Origin of the sequence: Affinirhizobium lemnae, assembly GCF_022968395.1 — a bacterium.
Classification (GTDB): domain Bacteria; phylum Pseudomonadota; class Alphaproteobacteria; order Rhizobiales; family Rhizobiaceae; genus Neorhizobium; species Neorhizobium lemnae.
Genome location: NZ_JALJQZ010000015.1, coordinates 55063 through 71573 on the forward strand (window position 1 = coordinate 55063; position 16511 = coordinate 71573).

Annotated in this window: 14 protein-coding genes; 8 read left to right on the plus strand and 6 right to left on the minus strand. The window is 57.7% G+C overall.

The window, feature by feature from the left end; translation table 11 throughout:
* Positions 1-9: 9 nt before the first annotated feature.
* Both MUU53_RS11630 and MUU53_RS11635 read right to left on the minus strand, forming a co-directional pair.
* A complete protein-coding gene (locus MUU53_RS11630) occupies positions 10-783 on the minus strand; it encodes an N-acetylmuramoyl-L-alanine amidase (protein ID WP_247261054.1) in 774 nt (257 codons plus the stop codon).
* Positions 780-1520, minus strand: coding sequence for a J domain-containing protein (locus MUU53_RS11635; RefSeq protein ID WP_247261055.1), 741 nt, complete (start codon positions 1518-1520; stop codon positions 780-782). The genes MUU53_RS11630 and MUU53_RS11635 overlap by 4 nt, the downstream gene beginning before the upstream one ends.
* 338 nt (positions 1521-1858) lie before the next feature.
* Between MUU53_RS11635 and MUU53_RS11640 the strand changes: the two genes are divergently transcribed.
* From MUU53_RS11640 to MUU53_RS11650, 3 genes are all read left to right on the plus strand, one after another.
* Entirely contained in the window at positions 1859-3070 is a 1212-nt protein-coding gene (locus MUU53_RS11640) for a pyrophosphate--fructose-6-phosphate 1-phosphotransferase (protein ID WP_247261056.1), read from the plus strand.
* Positions 3071-3136: 66 nt separating this feature from the next.
* Positions 3137-3766 (plus strand): hypothetical protein, encoded by a 630-nt coding sequence (locus MUU53_RS11645; RefSeq protein WP_247261057.1) that lies wholly within the window; start codon positions 3137-3139, stop codon positions 3764-3766.
* A 177-nt stretch (positions 3767-3943) separates the two neighbouring features.
* Positions 3944-4996, plus strand: a complete 1053-nt coding sequence (locus MUU53_RS11650) for a transglycosylase SLT domain-containing protein (protein ID WP_247261058.1) — start codon at positions 3944-3946, stop codon at positions 4994-4996.
* Between the two features lie 78 nt (positions 4997-5074).
* On the opposite strand, the gene MUU53_RS11655 is transcribed toward MUU53_RS11650, so the two are convergent.
* On the minus strand, positions 5075-6424 hold the full coding sequence (locus MUU53_RS11655) for a serine hydrolase domain-containing protein (RefSeq protein WP_247261059.1): 1350 nt from the start codon (positions 6422-6424) through the stop codon (positions 5075-5077).
* Positions 6425-6527: 103 nt separating this feature from the next.
* Between MUU53_RS11655 and MUU53_RS11660 the strand changes: the two genes are divergently transcribed.
* The 4 genes from MUU53_RS11660 (at position 6528) to MUU53_RS11675 (ending at position 10941) form a co-directional block, all read left to right on the plus strand.
* Positions 6528-7775 (plus strand): BtaA family protein, encoded by a 1248-nt coding sequence (locus tag MUU53_RS11660; RefSeq protein ID WP_247261060.1) that lies wholly within the window; start codon positions 6528-6530, stop codon positions 7773-7775.
* A 47-nt stretch (positions 7776-7822) separates the two neighbouring features.
* Entirely contained in the window at positions 7823-8458 is a 636-nt protein-coding gene (locus MUU53_RS11665; protein ID WP_247261080.1) for a class I SAM-dependent methyltransferase, read from the plus strand.
* A gap of 380 nt (positions 8459-8838) precedes the next feature.
* Positions 8839-9621, plus strand: a complete 783-nt coding sequence (locus MUU53_RS11670; RefSeq protein WP_247261061.1) for a glycoside hydrolase family 25 protein — start codon at positions 8839-8841, stop codon at positions 9619-9621.
* Between the two features lie 123 nt (positions 9622-9744).
* Complete coding sequence (locus tag MUU53_RS11675) at positions 9745-10941, plus strand: lytic murein transglycosylase (protein WP_377307368.1); 1197 nt, start codon at positions 9745-9747, stop codon at positions 10939-10941.
* Between the two features lie 535 nt (positions 10942-11476).
* On the opposite strand, the gene metF is transcribed toward MUU53_RS11675, so the two are convergent.
* The 3 genes from metF to ettA form a co-directional block, all read right to left on the minus strand.
* Positions 11477-12376 carry a methylenetetrahydrofolate reductase [NAD(P)H] gene (gene metF, locus MUU53_RS11680; RefSeq protein WP_247261062.1) on the minus strand — a complete coding sequence of 300 codons (900 nt, stop codon included), beginning with the start codon at positions 12374-12376 and terminating at the stop codon, positions 11477-11479.
* Positions 12373-13392: an ArsR/SmtB family transcription factor gene (locus tag MUU53_RS11685; RefSeq protein ID WP_247261063.1), complete on the minus strand. Its 1020-nt coding sequence runs from the start codon at positions 13390-13392 to the stop codon at positions 12373-12375. The genes metF and MUU53_RS11685 overlap by 4 nt, the downstream gene beginning before the upstream one ends.
* Positions 13393-13601: 209 nt before the next feature.
* Positions 13602-15251 (minus strand): energy-dependent translational throttle protein EttA, encoded by a 1650-nt coding sequence (ettA, locus tag MUU53_RS11690; RefSeq protein ID WP_062554122.1) that lies wholly within the window; start codon positions 15249-15251, stop codon positions 13602-13604.
* Positions 15252-15469: 218 nt separating this feature from the next.
* Between ettA and MUU53_RS11695 the strand changes: the two genes are divergently transcribed.
* The gene (locus MUU53_RS11695) at positions 15470-16441 is read left to right on the plus strand and encodes an alpha/beta hydrolase (protein WP_247261064.1); all 972 of its coding nucleotides are present in this window, start codon (positions 15470-15472) and stop codon (positions 16439-16441) included.
* The last annotated feature ends 70 nt before the right edge of the window (positions 16442-16511 follow it).

Consider the following 16511-nt stretch of genomic DNA (forward strand, 5'->3'; position numbering starts at 1 on the left):
GGAGGAAGGTCAGACCTCATCCGTCCCTTGAAAACGCGGCAGCTCGGTCAGCAACCGATGCAAAGTTTCAATAGTCGACATATCGGCAATGCCGTCCACGCAGGCAGGCCGGAAATGCCGTTGGAATGCCTCAACGACGCCTTCTGTTTTCTCGCAGAATTCGCCCGTGATTTCGATGCCGTATCCATAGAGTGCCAGCATGCCCTGCAGCGCCTCGATCGGCTGCCCGCTTTCACCCTTCTGGAAGAAACGGCCACTGCGAATGGGAGAAGGTTCAACCCAATGGCCGACGCCCTGCCGGTGCAACTCCCGCCACGGAAACCGCTCGCCGGGATCAACCTTGCGGCGCGGCGCAACATCCGAATGGGCCAGCACCCGCTCTGGTCGGATGCGCCAACGGGCGATACAGTCCTGGCAGAGGCGAATGACGGCCTCGATCTGCTCGCTGGAATAATCCGGCAAACCACCGGGATGGCCCGCATTTGCGATCTCGATGCCGATGGACCGCGAGTTGATATCCGTTTCGCCCGCCCAAATACTTTTGCCCGCATGCCAGGCACGACGGCTCTCCGGCACCAATTGCACGATGCGACCATCCGGCCAGACGAAATAATGGCTGGAAACCTCGCTCTGGATATTCTTCAGCCAAGACAGTGCCTGACCGTGGTCAGGCATACCGGTGTAATGAAGGATGATCATATCCGGCGCATCGCAGCCTTTGCGTTCGCCATGGTTCGGGGACGGCTCGACGCGCGCGCCGGCGAAATCTGCCTCGAGTTTCATGCTGCCTTGCGTTCTTTCGCAATCGCCGCATAGGCCGCGTTCAATGCCGCCATGCGCTCATTCGCCGCCGCATGCAATTCTGCGGGTACGCCGCGTGCAATCAACTTGTCCGGGTGATGTTCGGCAACGAGCCTGCGATATTGCTTGCGGATTTCGGAAAAATCCTGATCCGGCGACACGCCAAGGATAAGATACGGGTTGCCGCCATCCATGGTGATATGCCGCGCCATGATACGCCGGAAGTGATCTTCGTCGATCTGGAAGATTTCCGCTATGCGCGCGAGAAATGCCAGTTCGGCCTCATGCACCATCCCATCCGCCTTGGCGATATGGAAAAGGCCATCGATGACGTTCTCCAGCATGGGGCAGTTGCAATCACCGGAACCGCAGAGATTTGCGAGCTTCTCGGCATAGGCTTCATAACCGGCAACATCCTGACGGGTCAGATTGTAGAGCCGGGCAACATTCTTCGCCTCTTCCTCCGGAAAGTCGAAGATCTGCTTGAAAGCCTCGACCTCAGAGGCAACCACCGCGCCGTCAGCCTTGGCCATCTTGGCCGAGAGCGCAATGATGGCGATGGAAAACGACACACGTCTGCGAGTCTCAGGATCGCCTTCGAACAAGGTGCGGACAGCCTCCACCACACGCGACAGCGCGTTCGTGGCGGCGTCGCCCACTGCGCTCAGCAGTCGGTCCCACAGGGAGGTGAGTTGGAGGCATGCGAAATCGAAAATCATGACTCACCAGACCAAATTTAACCCGCAATGGCAAGCGAAGACGAAGACAGTGGCATTAAACTTTATCCATCTTACGTCAACTCAATGCTCACGGATCTTCGTGGAAACCAGGATCCATGGCAGCAGCCATCTCCGTAAGGACTTGTCCACAGACGATTACCGCTTCCGACAAGCAGTCAACATATCCGACTCTCATTGAACCGATTGAATTGCGTCGGCATCATGTTTGAGCAGCGAAATGACGGATTTTCTTGAGAAATTCACTTTACAGCCGGTTTGACCTGTCGCATCCATTCGCCAGATTTTGAGACAGGCGCTTGAGGCGCGAAGGAGGATCGATGGCCAAACAGAAAGTAGCAATGCTGACGGCAGGCGGACTGGCACCATGCCTTTCATCGGCAGTCGGCGGTCTCATCGAGCGCTATTCCGATATCGCGCCAGAGATCGAGTTGATTGCCTACCGCTCGGGCTATCAGGGATTGCTGCTTGGCGATCGAATCGAAATCAATCAGGACATGCGCGAAAAGGCGCATCTGCTTCACCGCTATGGCGGCTCCCCCATCGGCAACAGCCGCGTCAAGCTGACCAATGCTGCGGACTGCGTGAAGCGGGGCCTTGTCAAGGACGGCGAGAACCCGCTGAAGGTGGCCGCTGACAGGCTCGCCGCCGATGGCGTGACGATCCTGCATACGATCGGTGGCGACGACACAAACACAACCGCCGCCGACCTTGCCGCCTATCTCGGCGCACACAGCTACAACCTTACTGTGGTCGGCCTGCCGAAGACGGTTGATAATGATGTCGTTCCCATCAAGCAGTCGCTGGGTGCCTGGACTGCGGCGGAAGTTGGCGCACACTTCTTCGACCATGTCAGCAATGAACAAAGTGCTGCGCCCCGCACGCTGGTGATTCACGAGGTCATGGGCCGTCACTGTGGCTGGCTGACCGCGGCCACTGCCCGTGCCTATATCCAGGACACGAAGAACAATGAATATGTCGAAGGCTTCATGATGAATACCCAGATGAAGAACATCGACGGGCTCTACCTGCCCGAGATGGCCTTCGATCTGGATGCGGAGGCGGCTCGTCTTCGCGCCATCATGGACCGCTGCGGCTTTGTGACGCTCTTCGTTTCGGAAGGCGCAGGCCTCGACACCATCGTCGCCGAGAGAGAAGCGGCAGGCGAAACCGTCAAGCGTGATGCCTTCGGTCACGTCAAGATCGATACCATCAATGTCGGAAACTGGTTCCAAAAGCATTTCGCAGCCCTTCTGGGCGCGGAACGTTCGATGGTTCAGAAATCGGGTTACTATGCGCGCTCCGCACCGGCCAATTACGAAGACCTGCGATTGATCCAGAGCATGGTCGATCTTGGCGTGGAAAGTGCGTTGAACGGCGTGTCCGGCGTGACCGGTCACGATGAAGATCAGAATGGGAAATTGCGCACAATCGAATTCCCGCGTATCAAGGGCGGCAAGCATTTCGATCTGTCTGCCGGTTGGTTCAAGGACGTCATGGACTTCATTGGACAGCCCTACCGGTCAGCCTGATCCGAACCGTGAATCAGCAGCGATGATCTCAGGCACGGGAAGCCTTGAGGTCGGGGAGGATTTGAGATGAGCTTAGAGACAACGCTGATGACAGCAGCATTGGCCCTGCTCGCTTTTCTGCTGCCATCCGTCGCGGCTAACCTTCTGAGAGATCAATGCATTGCGCGCGGGAAACTGCGCGCAATCCTGTTTTTACCGGGACTCTGGATCGGCTATCTGCTGGCGGCTGCGGTGGCAGTTGCGGCGTTCAGCCTATGCCGCATTTATCTGCCTGCAATGCAGGGCTCATTTGCCTGGATCGGCATTGCCTTCCTGATGCTATTCGTCTTCAGGTCACAGGTAAATCGGTTTCGGGTCAGGATTGCCGACAACGATAACCTCCCGAACCACAATGTGGCTTCGGCGTCTTTCCGGCTTGGCTGGCAGGCATTTCGCCCATCCCTGATAATCGCCCTCTGGGCGGTCCTGCTTCAACTCAGTGATTCTTTAACCAATTCAGCAATTTTGAGCCAGGAAATTGCTCTTCCGCTCGCGGTTGCGGCCCTTGTTGCGCCCCTCATCCAGCTCGCTCTGGCAGAGCGATCAGCACGCAAGCTGCGGGCATTTCGCAAGGTTTATCAAGCCTCGCACAAGCCTCGCACGCGATTTATTGCAAGCCGCGCAGTGACTGCCGGCTATCGCAAGATTGCCGCTTGAGCGCTTGGAGCTTGCCGCAATTGTGAACATGCGTTAATGGATTGCGTGGCGGTCAAAGACCGGCGGGCTGGAAACAATCATCTTCATGAAAGTGAGACGATGGCGATAACCCGATTGATCGGTAAGAAAGCGGTTGTTGCGGCAGCGGTTTGCGGAGCAGTTTCTGGTTGCTCCAGTGTGCAGACAGCATCCAATGCACCGGCCAAGACGGAAGTTGCTGCGGCCCAGCCGCAAGTCGCTCAAGTCTCAGCATCCCTGGCAAACGGTCAGGCCGCTCCTTCAGGCGCACAGGCTTCCGTTACCGCCATGACAACCAATGCAGGCGCCGCGCAAAAGGGCGGCCGCGTTGGCACCGATCAGATGGCAGCGACGCAGCAGCAGGGACCTGTCGCCGTTCCAGTTGGCATGACCACGCAGGTTGCAGAAAAGGGTGGCCGGGTTCACCAGATCGCTCTGCCAACCGGTGCATCCGCCATCAAGGCTCAGAACGACTCAGTCATCGCATCGCTTGCTGAAAAGCAGCAGCCCTTCCCGGCTGCAGCACATCCGCAGGCTCTAGCGGTTGCGCCAACGTCGATCGACAAGAATGGCGGCCTCCAGGCCATCAATATGGCGACAGCCGAGCGAAGTGCATCTGCACCCGTCTCATCGCCCGCAGCTCTTACAGCCTCCGCACAAACGGCTCAGGTCGTTCCTGCAGCACTTCCGCCCGAAATGACGGCGGCCTATACGGCAATCCCGACGCCGCGTCCGCGACTGACGACGTCGACACCGTCTAACATGGTGGCATTCGCCGGCCCGGTTCGTCCGGGCTCAGGCATGGCAGGTGACTTCTTCCCGCCGGCGCCCGGTGCGCCGATCCCGCCGACGGCAGAAGCAAGCACGCCAACGCTCAATGCTCTCATCCGTCGTTATGCCGGCCTGTACGGCGTGCCGGAATCGCTTGTTCACCGCGTTGTTCACCGTGAAAGCAAGTATGACCCGCGCGCCTACAACAAGCGCGGCTATTGGGGCCTGATGCAGATCAAGTATTCTACCGCGAAGTCCATGGGCTATGCCGGGACGCCGGATGGTCTGCTTGACGCAGAAACCAACCTGAAATACGCGATCAAATATCTTCGTGGTGCCTGGCTGGTTTCTGAAAACGACTCCGACGACGCGATCAAGATGTATGCGCGCGGCTATTATTACGATGCCAAGCGCAAGGACATGCTGGACGTTATCCAGTAATCCTCGAAACAGATCGCAGTCTACAACTTCTACCGGCAACCGCTCAATCGAACGGTTGCCGAATTGCTTTTATGGGCTTCAGCGCAGAGCCAGAACGGCTGCCACCAGCGCGTTGGGGCTATAGTCGAGCTTTCTGGGGGTCAGCCCCATGCGCAGGATCACGGTGCGCGTAGCCGGAATGACGGTGATGGTCTGTCCGTCATGTCCCTGAAGCCGGAACCAGCCTGCAGGGATGGAGGTTCCGTCCGGCGCCTTCGGAAGCCAGGTCTGTGCCTGTGAATACCGCCCGTCCGAAGCGTTGTTGGGCTTTGCCATCAGCGCGGTGAACCCTTCCGGCAGGATCCGGCTGCCGTTCCAGACACCGTCCTGCGCCAGCAGCAGACCAAACCGCACCCAGTCACGCGCCGTGGCATAGAGATAGGATCCGCCAACGAAGGTTCCTGCGGCATCCACCTCCATAACCGCGCTGCTCATGCCTATCGGGTCGAACAGCGCCTTCTGGGGAAAGCGAAGTGCTTTGGCGGTATCGCCCAGATGGTCCATCCAAAGCCGCGACAACAGCACCGGAGAGCCGGTCGAATAAGTGAACACTGTACCCGGCGGCGCTGCTGCAGGACGCTGCGTCATGAACGACACCATGTCCGGCTCCAGATAGAGCATACGCGTTACGTCGGAAACATTGCCGTAATTCTCGTTGAAGGCCAGGCCATCTTCCATGGAAAGAAGGTCAGCAACACGGATGCTTGCGCGGGAATCATTCTTCCACTGGGCAAAGAGAGCGGCATCGTCGAGCTTCATGGCACCCTGCCCCATGGCGATGCCCACAAGTGCTGCATTTACGGTCTTGGTCATGGACCATCCCAGAAGCGGGGTCTGGGCACTGAACCCCTTCGCATAGCGCTCGCCGACCAGGCGGCCGTCCCGGATCACGACGATCGCCCGCGCGCCCGGACCGGCGAGATCTTCGCGAGCAAGAACATCCTGCACTGCCGGGTCAAGTTGCACCGCGCCACCTTGCGGCCACAGGAGAGACGGATCCGGAGCGGGCTTCGGCGCTTCCGCAATCACCGGCAGCGGAACGACCTTCGCACCGGCAGGGAGCACGCGGCAACCGAGGCCGGCATAATATTCCGCCGTCGTTCTGGCAATGCCACCTGTCAGCGCGGTCGTCACTGTCTGGCGTTCCCGGTCGACAGTCGCGCTCATCAGTTTGAGAAGCGGGTGGCCGGGCGCTTGAACATCATCGGCAAGCACCAGATCCGCATCCCGATTGGCGATGAAGACGTTCGAGCAGATGATCTTGGCTGCGTATCCGGCACCGACGCGCAAAAGTTCCGGCGGGCGTGCGTAAAGCCACGCATATCCCCCCACCAGCAGCAAGACGATAGCCAAAAAGGTCCACTTCAGTATTCGCTTCAAGAATATCACAACTAACTCCCAATCGTCTTTTGATGGCCTTTTAGCATCGTCATGAAACTGTAGCAGCCCCCGTCTACAGCCATGTGAATTCCACATGAGGCGGGATTCGCAAATGGCAGAACTGGTACCGGATGCCGGTTTCCTGAAAAACAGGAAGCTGAAAAACGCATTGCTTCAACATAAGGCGCTTTCCCGAAACGGATTGTCGGAACGCCTCTTTGGTCTGCTTTTCTCCGGGCTCGTCTACCCGCAGATCTGGGAAGACCCGGATGTGGATATGGCCGGGATGGAACTTTCGCCGGGCCACTCCATCGTCTGCATCGGCTCCGGCGGCTGCAACATGCTGGCCTACCTGTCACGCCACCCGAGCTCGATCGATGTCGTCGATCTCAACCCACACCATATCGCATTGAACCGGCTGAAGCTTGCGGCCTTCCGCTCTCTCCCCGGCCACTCAGACATCGTTCGCTTCCTTGCCATGGAAAATGTCTCCGGCAATGTTGAAGCCTTCGACAGGGTTATCGCACAAAACCTCGACGCGACCAGCCGCACCTACTGGCAAAAACGCCGTTGGAACGGCCAGCGTCGCATCGAAGTGTTCGAGCGCAACATCTACCGGACGGGCCTACTCGGTCGCTTTATCGCCGTTGGCCATCTGCTTGCACGGCTGCACGGCGTGCAGTTGACGGAACTGGCAAACGCCAAATCGCTGCGCGAGCAACGTCATGTCTTCGATACCCGGATCGCGCCGCTCTTTGACAAGACGCTGATCAAGTGGCTCACCAGCCGCAAGAGTTCACTCTTCGGCCTTGGCATTCCGCCGCAGCAATATGATGAACTGGCAAGCATTGCGACGGATGGTTCCATTGCGTCGGTGCTTCGCCAGCGCCTCGAAAAGCTGGCCTGTCATTTCCCGCTGAAAGACAACTATTTCGCCTGGCAGGCCTTCATGCGGCGCTATCCGACTGGCGATGAAGGATCATTGCCAACCTATCTAAAGGCGGAGAACCATGCCGCGATCCGCGAGAATGTAGACCGTGTGCAGGTGCACCACGCCACCTTCACGGAGCTTCTGGCGTCGAAGCCTGCAGACTCGGTGGACCGCTATGTTCTTCTCGATGCGCAGGACTGGATGAGTGATCAACAGTTGAACGATCTGTGGACGGAGATCTCACGCACGGCAGCCGGCGGCGCACGCGTGATTTTTCGCACAGCGGCAGAAAAGAGCATCATCGAAGGCCGCCTTTCTCCGGCGTTACGCGCACAGTGGACCTATCTGGAAGAGAGGTCTCACGCGCTGAACCTGCAGGATCGTTCCGCGATCTATGGCGGCTTCCATATCTATGTGAGGTCCGCGTGACACCTCTGGAAAACCTCTCGCAGCCGCTGGGCGACCATGCGCAACGCATGGATCGCATGTATCGCTATCAACGGCACATCTATGACCTGACACGCAAATACTATCTGCTCGGCCGCGACAGGGCGATCGAGCAGCTTCAGATCCCCTCAAACGCCAGCCTCCTGGAGGTCGGTTGCGGCACAGGCCGCAATCTCGTTCTCGCGAACCGTCACTATCCGCAAGCCCGCCTCTTCGGCCTCGATATATCGGCGGAGATGCTGGCCTCGACCACGAAGGCTTTCATGCATCTGGCGAACAAACCGCAACTGCGGATCGCAGACGCGGCCCGATTTTCCGTAGCAGAATTCGGCGAAGATGCAGGCTTTGATCGCATCCTGATTTCCTATGCGCTTTCGATGATTCCCGAATGGGAAGCCTCACTCGAAGCGTCTCTCGCAGCGCTCAAGCCAGGCGGATCGCTTCACATCATCGATTTCGGCCAGCAGGAGCATCTTCCCGTCTGGTCCCGCCAGGCGCTTCAGGCGTGGCTGAAACGTTTCCATGTCACGCCGCGTGCCAATCTGGCTGAGGCGGTCGAGCAAAGACTAGGCCGCTTCGGCGCGGACATGATGGTGGAAGGCTTGTATCGGGGCTATGCCTGGCACATCATCGTTCGGCGCCGCGTTTCTGATAAACCGGTTTGAGCGCCCTATTGCGCACATGAAAAATTTACGACGTTATGGTTAATAAGGGTGAGGACTTGGGTCATCTTGTTGAAATGGTGTGAGGCGATCCGGATGAGATACGAGGCGAAAAACGCAGACGATACCAAAGTATCGGCGAGGCTTTTCAACGACGTAGATCGCCGGATCGGCCACATCCGAAGGACACGCGAACGGCTTCAATCTGCTTTGTCGAGGCTCTCGGATGGGTATCCAACCCATCCATCGAACCTCTCCTCGCATATTTTCCCCGTTCATCGTGCCATTTCAATAACATGACCCAAGTCCTCACCCTAGTAGTGACTGTTCTGTCTTGCGCGGCAAGCCGGACGAAATCCTGAGCGCGAACCAGACGGAACCCCATGTCTCGCATTTTGCTTGCCCTTGCGGCCACAGCCCTCCTTCTTTCCGGCTGCACATCCGCCAGCTTCGATCTGATGGAGACGACGGCGATCCGCAAGCCGAAGTTTCAGGATCTGGACCGGCAAGATTTCGGCAGCAACCATCCGGACCGTCATCAGGTACACGGCATCGACGTATCCAAGTGGAACGGCAACGTGGATTGGCAGACCGCGAAAAGGTCGGGTGTATCCTTCGCGTTTATTAAGGCGACAGAAGGCAAAGACATGATCGATCCGTCCTTCGAGGCGAACTGGAAGGGTGCGTCGGCGGCCGGCATTCCGCACTCGCCGTATCACTTCTACTACTTCTGTTCCACGCCGGATGAGCAGGCGGACTGGTTCATCCAGAATGTGCCGAAGCGCGCTTCGCTTCTGCCACCCGTCATCGACGTGGAGTGGAACCCTGCCTCGCCAACCTGCAAGACGCGTCCCGATCCGGAGACTGTTCGCAAGGTCATGCAACGTTTCATGGATCGGCTGGAAGCGCATTACGGCAAGAAACCCATCATCTACACATCGGTCGATTTCCACCGCGACAATCTCGTCGGGCATTTCCAGAACTATCCTTTCTGGGTCCGCTCTGTTGCTGCCCATCCGCAGAAGATCTACGACTCACGTCGCTGGTCCTTCTGGCAGTACACCTCTACAGGTGTCGTGCCGGGTGTTCAGGGCAAGACGGATATCAATGTCTTTTCGGGCTCCGAGAAGAACTGGCATGCCTGGGTGGCATCCGTTTCGAAATAAGGGCTTGAACTGCAACCGGTGACCTGTTGTAACGCGGTCAAATTGCGCTCTGCCCTTGTTTGGACACAAATATTACCGACATGGCGGAGACTGTCCGTACGAGGTTTCCCAATGGCTTTTCCCATGTTTCGCCGTGCTGCATTTGCTGCTTCACTTACCGCTCTTATGGGCACCACTGCGCTGGCGCAGGACGCAAAGCCTGCGGTTGCCTGCGGCGGCGATCTGGCTGCCTTCCTGAAGGACGTTAAGGCTGAGGCGATCGCCAAGGGCGTGCCGGCAGAAGCCGCCGACAAGGCTCTCGCCGGTGCCCAGATCGACCCGAAGGTTCTTGCGCGCGACCGTGCCCAGGGCGTCTTCCGCCAGACCTTCCTGGAATTCTCGCAGCGCACTGTCAGCCAGGCACGCCTCGATATCGGGCGTCAGAAACTCAAGCAGATGGCACCGGTCTTTGATCGCGTCGAGAAAGAATTCGGCGTAGCGCCAGGCGTTGTCACTGCTTTCTGGGCCATGGAAACAGACTTTGGCGCCGTTCAGGGCGACTTCAACACACGCAACGCTCTCGTCACCCTCTCTCACGACTGCCGTCGTCCCGAGATCTTCCGCAAGCAGTTGATCGCCCTCATCGAGATGGTGCAGCACGGCGATCTTGACCCGGCGGCCAACACAGGCGCTTGGGCAGGTGAGATCGGTCAGGTGCAGATGTTGCCGGACGACATCATCCATTATGGAGTCGATGGAGACGGCGATGGTCATATCAACGTCAAGACCAGTTCCGCCGATGCCGTGCTGACTGCTGCTGCCTTCATCAAGGGCATGGGCTTCAAGGCGGGCGAACCCTGGCTGCAGGAAGTTGAACTGCCCGAAAATCTGCCTTGGGAAAAGTCCGGCCTCGGAAATGAAATCCCGGCCTCGGAATGGTTTGCGCTTGGCGTCAAGCCACGTGATGGGGATACGAAGTTCGGCAATCTTTCGACAGCGCTTGTCCTGCCGCAGGGACGCAAAGGACCGGCTTTCCTTGCCTATCCCAACTTCGGCATCTACCTGAAATGGAACCAGTCGTTTATCTACACGACTTCTGCTGCCTATTTCGCCACGCGCCTCTCGGGCGCCCCAACCTACATCAAGGGCAACCCGGAACCGGGCATGGATGATGCAACGATGAAGGCACTGCAGACGAAACTCCAGGCCCGTGGTCATGACGTCGGCAAGATCGACGGCATTCTCGGATCCGGCACTCGCGTGGCGGTTCAAAAAGAACAACAGCGCCTGGGCCTGCCGGCGGATGGCTGGCCGACTCAATCTCTGCTCGACGCACTTTGAAATTCGTCGGGCCGCTGAATGTTCTGGCTTGAGTAGCCCTGATTTTCACTCAATTCGTGATCTTGCAGCGCAGCAGGCGTCACGAATTGTGACGATTTTTTACAGCGCGGACACGAGGATAAACGCTTTATACATCAAAATTGCTAACGAATTTTATAAAGCAAAATCAAGCTGTTGATACGTTTAATCAGGGTCTTAACCTGTCGTTCACGCCGCATTGCAGCACATTATTTACTTTGAAACTCAACACAAATGCCCCATCTTTGACTCGTAAAACCAAGGAGGCAGACATGGGACGCACCTATTCCTTCAATGTCCTTCTCGTCGGTGCAGCGTTCGTATTCGTGGCGTCGATGCTATTTATGTGAATTGTCGGTAGGCTGTTGCAGGCCTGCACTTTCGGATACAGAAGCCGGCCTTCGGGCCCATGGCTACCTGAAGTTGGTGACTACCCGAAATTAGTTTCTGCGTTCACAGCAGTGCATTCGAGGAAAATCAAGGCCAAGCCTTGACCGAACCTCGCCCTTAGGAAGGCTCAAGCCGCCGCGCCGGTTTGAGCCTTTTGTTTTGGCAATCTTCCAAGATTAGTCAGAACCGCGGAAACGAGCGGGGAGCGGTTCATCGTATAGAGGTGAAACTCGTCCAGACCGCGGCGCATAAGATCCTGGATCTGTTCAGCAGCAACTTCGGCGGCCACCTTGGCGCGCTCTTCCGGCTTGTCGTCCAGACCCTCGAAGCGAGCATCGAGGAAGGCCGGAATACCGGCACCGCAGCGGCTGGCAAAGCGCTTGAGCTGCGTCAGGTTCTGGATTGGCATGATGCCAGGTACGACCGGGATCGAAATCCCCGCTTTGCGTACCTGCTCCAGATAGCGCTCGAACACATCATTATCGAAGAAGAACTGCGTCAGCGCGCGATCCGCACCTGCATCCGCCTTCCGCTTCAGCATCTCGATATCGGCCTTAACGTCCCGGCTTTCCGGGTGCTTTTCCGGATAGGCCGATACGGAGATTTCGAAATCACCTTCCGCCTTCAGGGCCGCGACAAGCGCTGCCGCATTTTCATAACCATGCGGATGAGGCACATAGGCCGTGCCCACGCCGCTGGACGGATCGCCCCGCAGAGCAACGATATGTTTAACGCCCATTGCCCGAAGCTCGGTGATCACCTCATGCGTCTCATCACGGTCTGCATCGACACAGGTCAGATGCGAGGCGGTTGGCAGATCCGTTTTCGAAATGAGGCGCTCGACCGTCGCGAAAGTAGGCCTTTTGGTCGTCCCACCTGCACCATAAGTGACCGATACAAATTCAGGCTCGAAAAGCGCCAAGTGATCCACAGCCTGCCAAAGCTGCTCTTCCATTTCCGGCGATTTCGGCGGAAAGAATTCGTAAGACAGGCGAAACTCATGCGAGGGACGGACCGGATGTGTCATAGGGCGGCTTCCGATTGCAGTATGTCATAGGTTTTTGAGGACGTGGCCGGTTCTGCGCCGCTAGCGGCACGTGCGAGCCAGATCGTCACCGTCAACGCAGGCGTACCTTTGGTCGCCACCGGCTTGAGGTCCAGGATGTCTTCGACGACCAGACCTGCTTTTTCCAGCCACTCCTGAATCGTCTGGTGCGAGAAACCGAGCCGAACATGGGCATGATCCTCGCGCAGATAGTCCAGCGTATGCGGTGCCAGATCCACGATTAACAGACGACCGTCGCGCCGTAGAACGCGCGCCGCTTCTGCCACGGCCTTTTCGGGTTGATCCAGAAAGTGCAGAACCTGATGGACGGTTACGAGGTCACAATCGCCCGCTTCCGCTGGCAGGTTGAAGATATCGCCGTGGCGAACCGAGGCCTTCAGAATACCCGCCCGATCGAGATTGGCGCGTGCAACAGCCAACATGTCGCGGCTGGCATCAATTCCGACGGCGCGGCGATAATGTGCCTGAAGCTGCTGAAGAACCCAGCCGGTGCCTGTACCGAGATCGAGCAGATAATCGATCTGCGCGTCACCGATCAGGCTCGCCAGCGCCTTCTCCACCTGCTCATCACTTACGTGCAGGCGGCGCAATTCGTCCCATTCGGCGGCGTTTCGGCTGAAATAGGCCTGCGCTCTCGCGGCTCTTTCCCGCTTTACATCCGAAAGCCGCTCGCCATCCCGCACCAGAACCGGATCCGACAGATCGACGGCCCCCAGCAGTTGGCGAACCACAGCTGCCGCCTCCCCTTCGTGGCTCAACCGGAAAAACGCCCATGCGCCTTCCTGATAGCGCTCGATAAGCCCCTCTTCCGACAGCAGCTTCAGATGGCGCGAAATGCGTGGTTGCGACTGCCCCAGAATATCGGTCATATCGCTAACCGTCAGATCCCCTGCCGAAAGCAGGACGAGGAGACGAAAGCGGGTGGTTTCACCCGTCGTCTTCAGCACGTCCACCAGCTTTTCGAGACCCAAGGTCATTACGCATCCACCACAATCAAGATATAAAGATATCTTTATGTGACATCCATGCAGATGACAAGTCAAAATCGACAGCATGCAAAGGGAAGACGCACCCCGGCAAGCCAAGGCCCGAAAACCGTAACTGGCTTCCGGGCCTTGTATCGTCCTATCCGCGTAAGGCTTGAGGCCACAGAGCAACCGGTCAAGCCGTCATCAACGCCACAGTCTCAACGCGTTAGACGCTTGTAGGTCACGCGCTTTGGATTGACCGAATCTGCACCCAGACGACGGATCTTGTCCTGCTCGTAATCCTCGAAGTTACCTTCGAACCATTCTACATGGCTATCGCCTTCGAATGCGAGAATATGGGTCGCAAGACGGTCAAGGAACATGCGATCGTGGCTGATGATGACAGCGCAGCCCGCGAAGTTTTCAAGCGCGTCTTCCAGCGCACCCAGCGTTTCGGTGTCGAGGTCGTTGGTCGGTTCGTCGAGCAGAAGAACGTTGCCGCCAGCCTTCAGCATCTTGGCAAGGTGCACGCGGTTGCGCTGACCACCGGAAAGGTTGCCGACCTTCTGCTGCTGATCACCACCCTTGAAGTTGAAGGCACCGCAATAGGCGCGAGAATTCATCTCGTACTTGCCGAGCTTGATGATGTCGTTGCCGCCCGAGATTTCTTCCCAGACATTCTTGGAACCGTCGAGCGAGTCGCGGCTCTGGTCGACATAGCCGAGATGCACCGTTTCGCCGATGCGGATATCGCCGGAATCCGGCGTTTCCTGACCGGTGATGATGCGGAACAGCGTCGACTTACCGGCACCGTTCGGACCGATGACACCAACAATGCCGCCCGGCGGCAGCTTGAACGACAGGTTTTCGAACAGAACGCGACCGTCGTAGGATTTCGAGATGTTTTCCGCCTCGATGACGACCTGACCCAGGCGCTCGCCGACCGGAATGATGATTTGCGCTTCGCCGGGACGACGATTTTCCGCTGCTGCCACCAGTTCGTCATAGGCACGGATACGGGCCTTGGACTTTGCCTGACGCGCCTTTGGCGACGATGCAATCCACTCCTGCTCGCGGGAAAGGGCCTTCTGACGGCTGCCTTCCTCGCGCTCTTCCTGTGCAAGGCGCTTTGCCTTGGCATTGAGGTAGGCGGAATAGTTGCCTTCGTAGGGGATGCCGCGACCACGGTCGAGTTCAAGAATCCAGCCCGTGACATTGTCGAGGAAGTAGCGATCGTGGGTAACCATCAGGATGGCGCCCGGATACTCGCGCAGGTGCTTTTCAAGCCAAGCGATCGTCTCGGCGTCCAGGTGGTTGGTCGGTTCGTCGAGCAGCAGCAGGTCTGGCTTGCGCAGCAGGAGCTGGCAGAGCGCGACGCGGCGCTTTTCACCACCGGAGAGGTTATCGACCGATGCATCGCCCGGAGGGCAACGCAGGGCATCCATGGCCATTTCCACCTGGCTTTCGAGATCCCAGAGATTCTGGCTGTCGATGATGTCCTGAAGCTTCGCGCCCTCTTCCGCCGTTTCGTCGGAATAGTTCATCATCAGTTCGTTATAGCGGTTGAGGATCGCCGTCTTGTCGGCAACGCCTTCCATCACATTCTCGAACACGGTCTTGGTCGGGTCGAGTTGCGGCTCCTGCGGCAAATAGCCAAGAGTGGCGCCGTCAGCCAGCCATGCTTCGCCCGTCCACTCCTTGTCGAGACCGGCCATGATCTTGAGAACCGTGGACTTACCCGCGCCGTTGGGGCCGAGGATACCGATCTTGGCGTCCGGATAGAAAGAGAGATGAATGTTCTCAAGTATCTTCTTGTTGCCGTAGGCCTTGTTGAGGCCAGCCATGTGATAAATGAATTGACGTGCCATAGGGACAATCGCTCCGGCGCCAGTGTGGGAAAAGTGCCCGCTATGTAAGCGAAATGGGCCTGAGGGGCAACAGCCAAAGGTACAGCGACGCAGGTGCCCCAAACTGCTCTCTACGAAACGCTTGGCCGATTGGTGCGAAACATGCCCGTTGCCTTCCGAACGCACTCCCGTCACAACTGGTTTCACAGTCAGGAAGACGGCGAGGAGAGAGCACATTCATGTTCGAATCGATCGAGCGGCTGAAAAGCGGAACGAGCGCAGATCTGGCGCTCCGGCATCAACAGGCTGTTGGCGAACCCAAAGGCGTGCTTCAAATTTGCCACGGACTGGCCGAACATTCAGGACGCTATGAGCAATTTGCGCACGCCATGGCGCAACAGGGTTTTGCTGTTTATGCGCATGATCATCGTGGGCATGGGCATACCAAGGCCGCCGATGCTCCTATCGGCCGTTTCGCCAAGGGGGATGGTGTTGGCAAAGTGATTGCCGATGTAACCGCCGTTACCGATCACGCCAAAGCCGCCTATCCTGATCTACCCCTTTTTCTTTTCGGCCACTCCATGGGCGGGCTCATTGCCCTGAATACGGCGCTCAGCCACCCTCGCACCTATTCCGGGGTTGCCATCTGGAATACCAACTTCGCTGTCGGCGCCATGGGGCGGCTGGCGCAAGTGGTTCTGAAGACCGAACGCGCGCTGAAGGGCTCGGATGTCCCCAGCCTGATCTTGCCCAAGCTCACCTTCGACACCTGGGGCAAATCCATGCCCGATTATCAAAGTCAGGCAGACTGGCTGAGCCGGGATCGTTCCGAAGTAGAAGCCTACGAAGCCGATCCGCTTTGCGGCTTCGATATCAGCATATCCATGTGGCTTGATGTGTTCGAGCTGACCTTCCGTGGCACGGAGGCGAGCCTTCTATTCAGACTGCCGAAAGCCATGCCCTTCCACTTGGTCGGAGGCGGACAGGATCCCGCGACGGAAAAGGCGAAAGCCATCGACTGGCTCTCCCATCGTCTCGCACGGGCTGGCTTCACGAATATCCACAAACGCATCTATCCACTGATGCGTCATGAGACGCTGAAGGAAATCGGCCGCGAAGAGGCTATGCAGGAGTTTAGCGACTGGATGTCTGCGACGCTTTCTCGACCGACCGCACCTATTCAAGCTCTTTCGACTGGAATGATGTCATGATTTTTAATCAAGTGTCGTTTGCGCGTGACGCCGCTATGAATGGATGAAACATCAGCCAAGGCGGAGCTTG

Coding starts and splice junctions, on each gene's coding strand:
- MUU53_RS11630 (WP_247261054.1), bottom strand. CDS start 783: ATGAAACTCGAGGCAGATTTCGCCGGCGCGCGCGTCGAGCCGTCCCCG.
- MUU53_RS11635 (WP_247261055.1), bottom strand. CDS start 1,520: ATGATTTTCGATTTCGCATGCCTCCAACTCACCTCCCTGTGGGACCGA.
- MUU53_RS11640 (WP_247261056.1), top strand. CDS start 1,859: ATGGCCAAACAGAAAGTAGCAATGCTGACGGCAGGCGGACTGGCACCA.
- MUU53_RS11645 (WP_247261057.1), top strand. CDS start 3,137: ATGAGCTTAGAGACAACGCTGATGACAGCAGCATTGGCCCTGCTCGCT.
- MUU53_RS11660 (WP_247261060.1), top strand. CDS start 6,528: ATGGCAGAACTGGTACCGGATGCCGGTTTCCTGAAAAACAGGAAGCTG.
- MUU53_RS11665 (WP_247261080.1), top strand. CDS start 7,823: ATGGATCGCATGTATCGCTATCAACGGCACATCTATGACCTGACACGC.
- MUU53_RS11670 (WP_247261061.1), top strand. CDS start 8,839: ATGTCTCGCATTTTGCTTGCCCTTGCGGCCACAGCCCTCCTTCTTTCC.
- MUU53_RS11675 (WP_377307368.1), top strand. CDS start 9,745: ATGTTTCGCCGTGCTGCATTTGCTGCTTCACTTACCGCTCTTATGGGC.
- metF (WP_247261062.1), bottom strand. CDS start 12,376: ATGACACATCCGGTCCGTCCCTCGCATGAGTTTCGCCTGTCTTACGAA.
- MUU53_RS11685 (WP_247261063.1), bottom strand. CDS start 13,392: ATGACCTTGGGTCTCGAAAAGCTGGTGGACGTGCTGAAGACGACGGGT.
- ettA (WP_062554122.1), bottom strand. CDS start 15,251: ATGGCACGTCAATTCATTTATCACATGGCTGGCCTCAACAAGGCCTAC.
- MUU53_RS11695 (WP_247261064.1), top strand. CDS start 15,470: ATGTTCGAATCGATCGAGCGGCTGAAAAGCGGAACGAGCGCAGATCTG.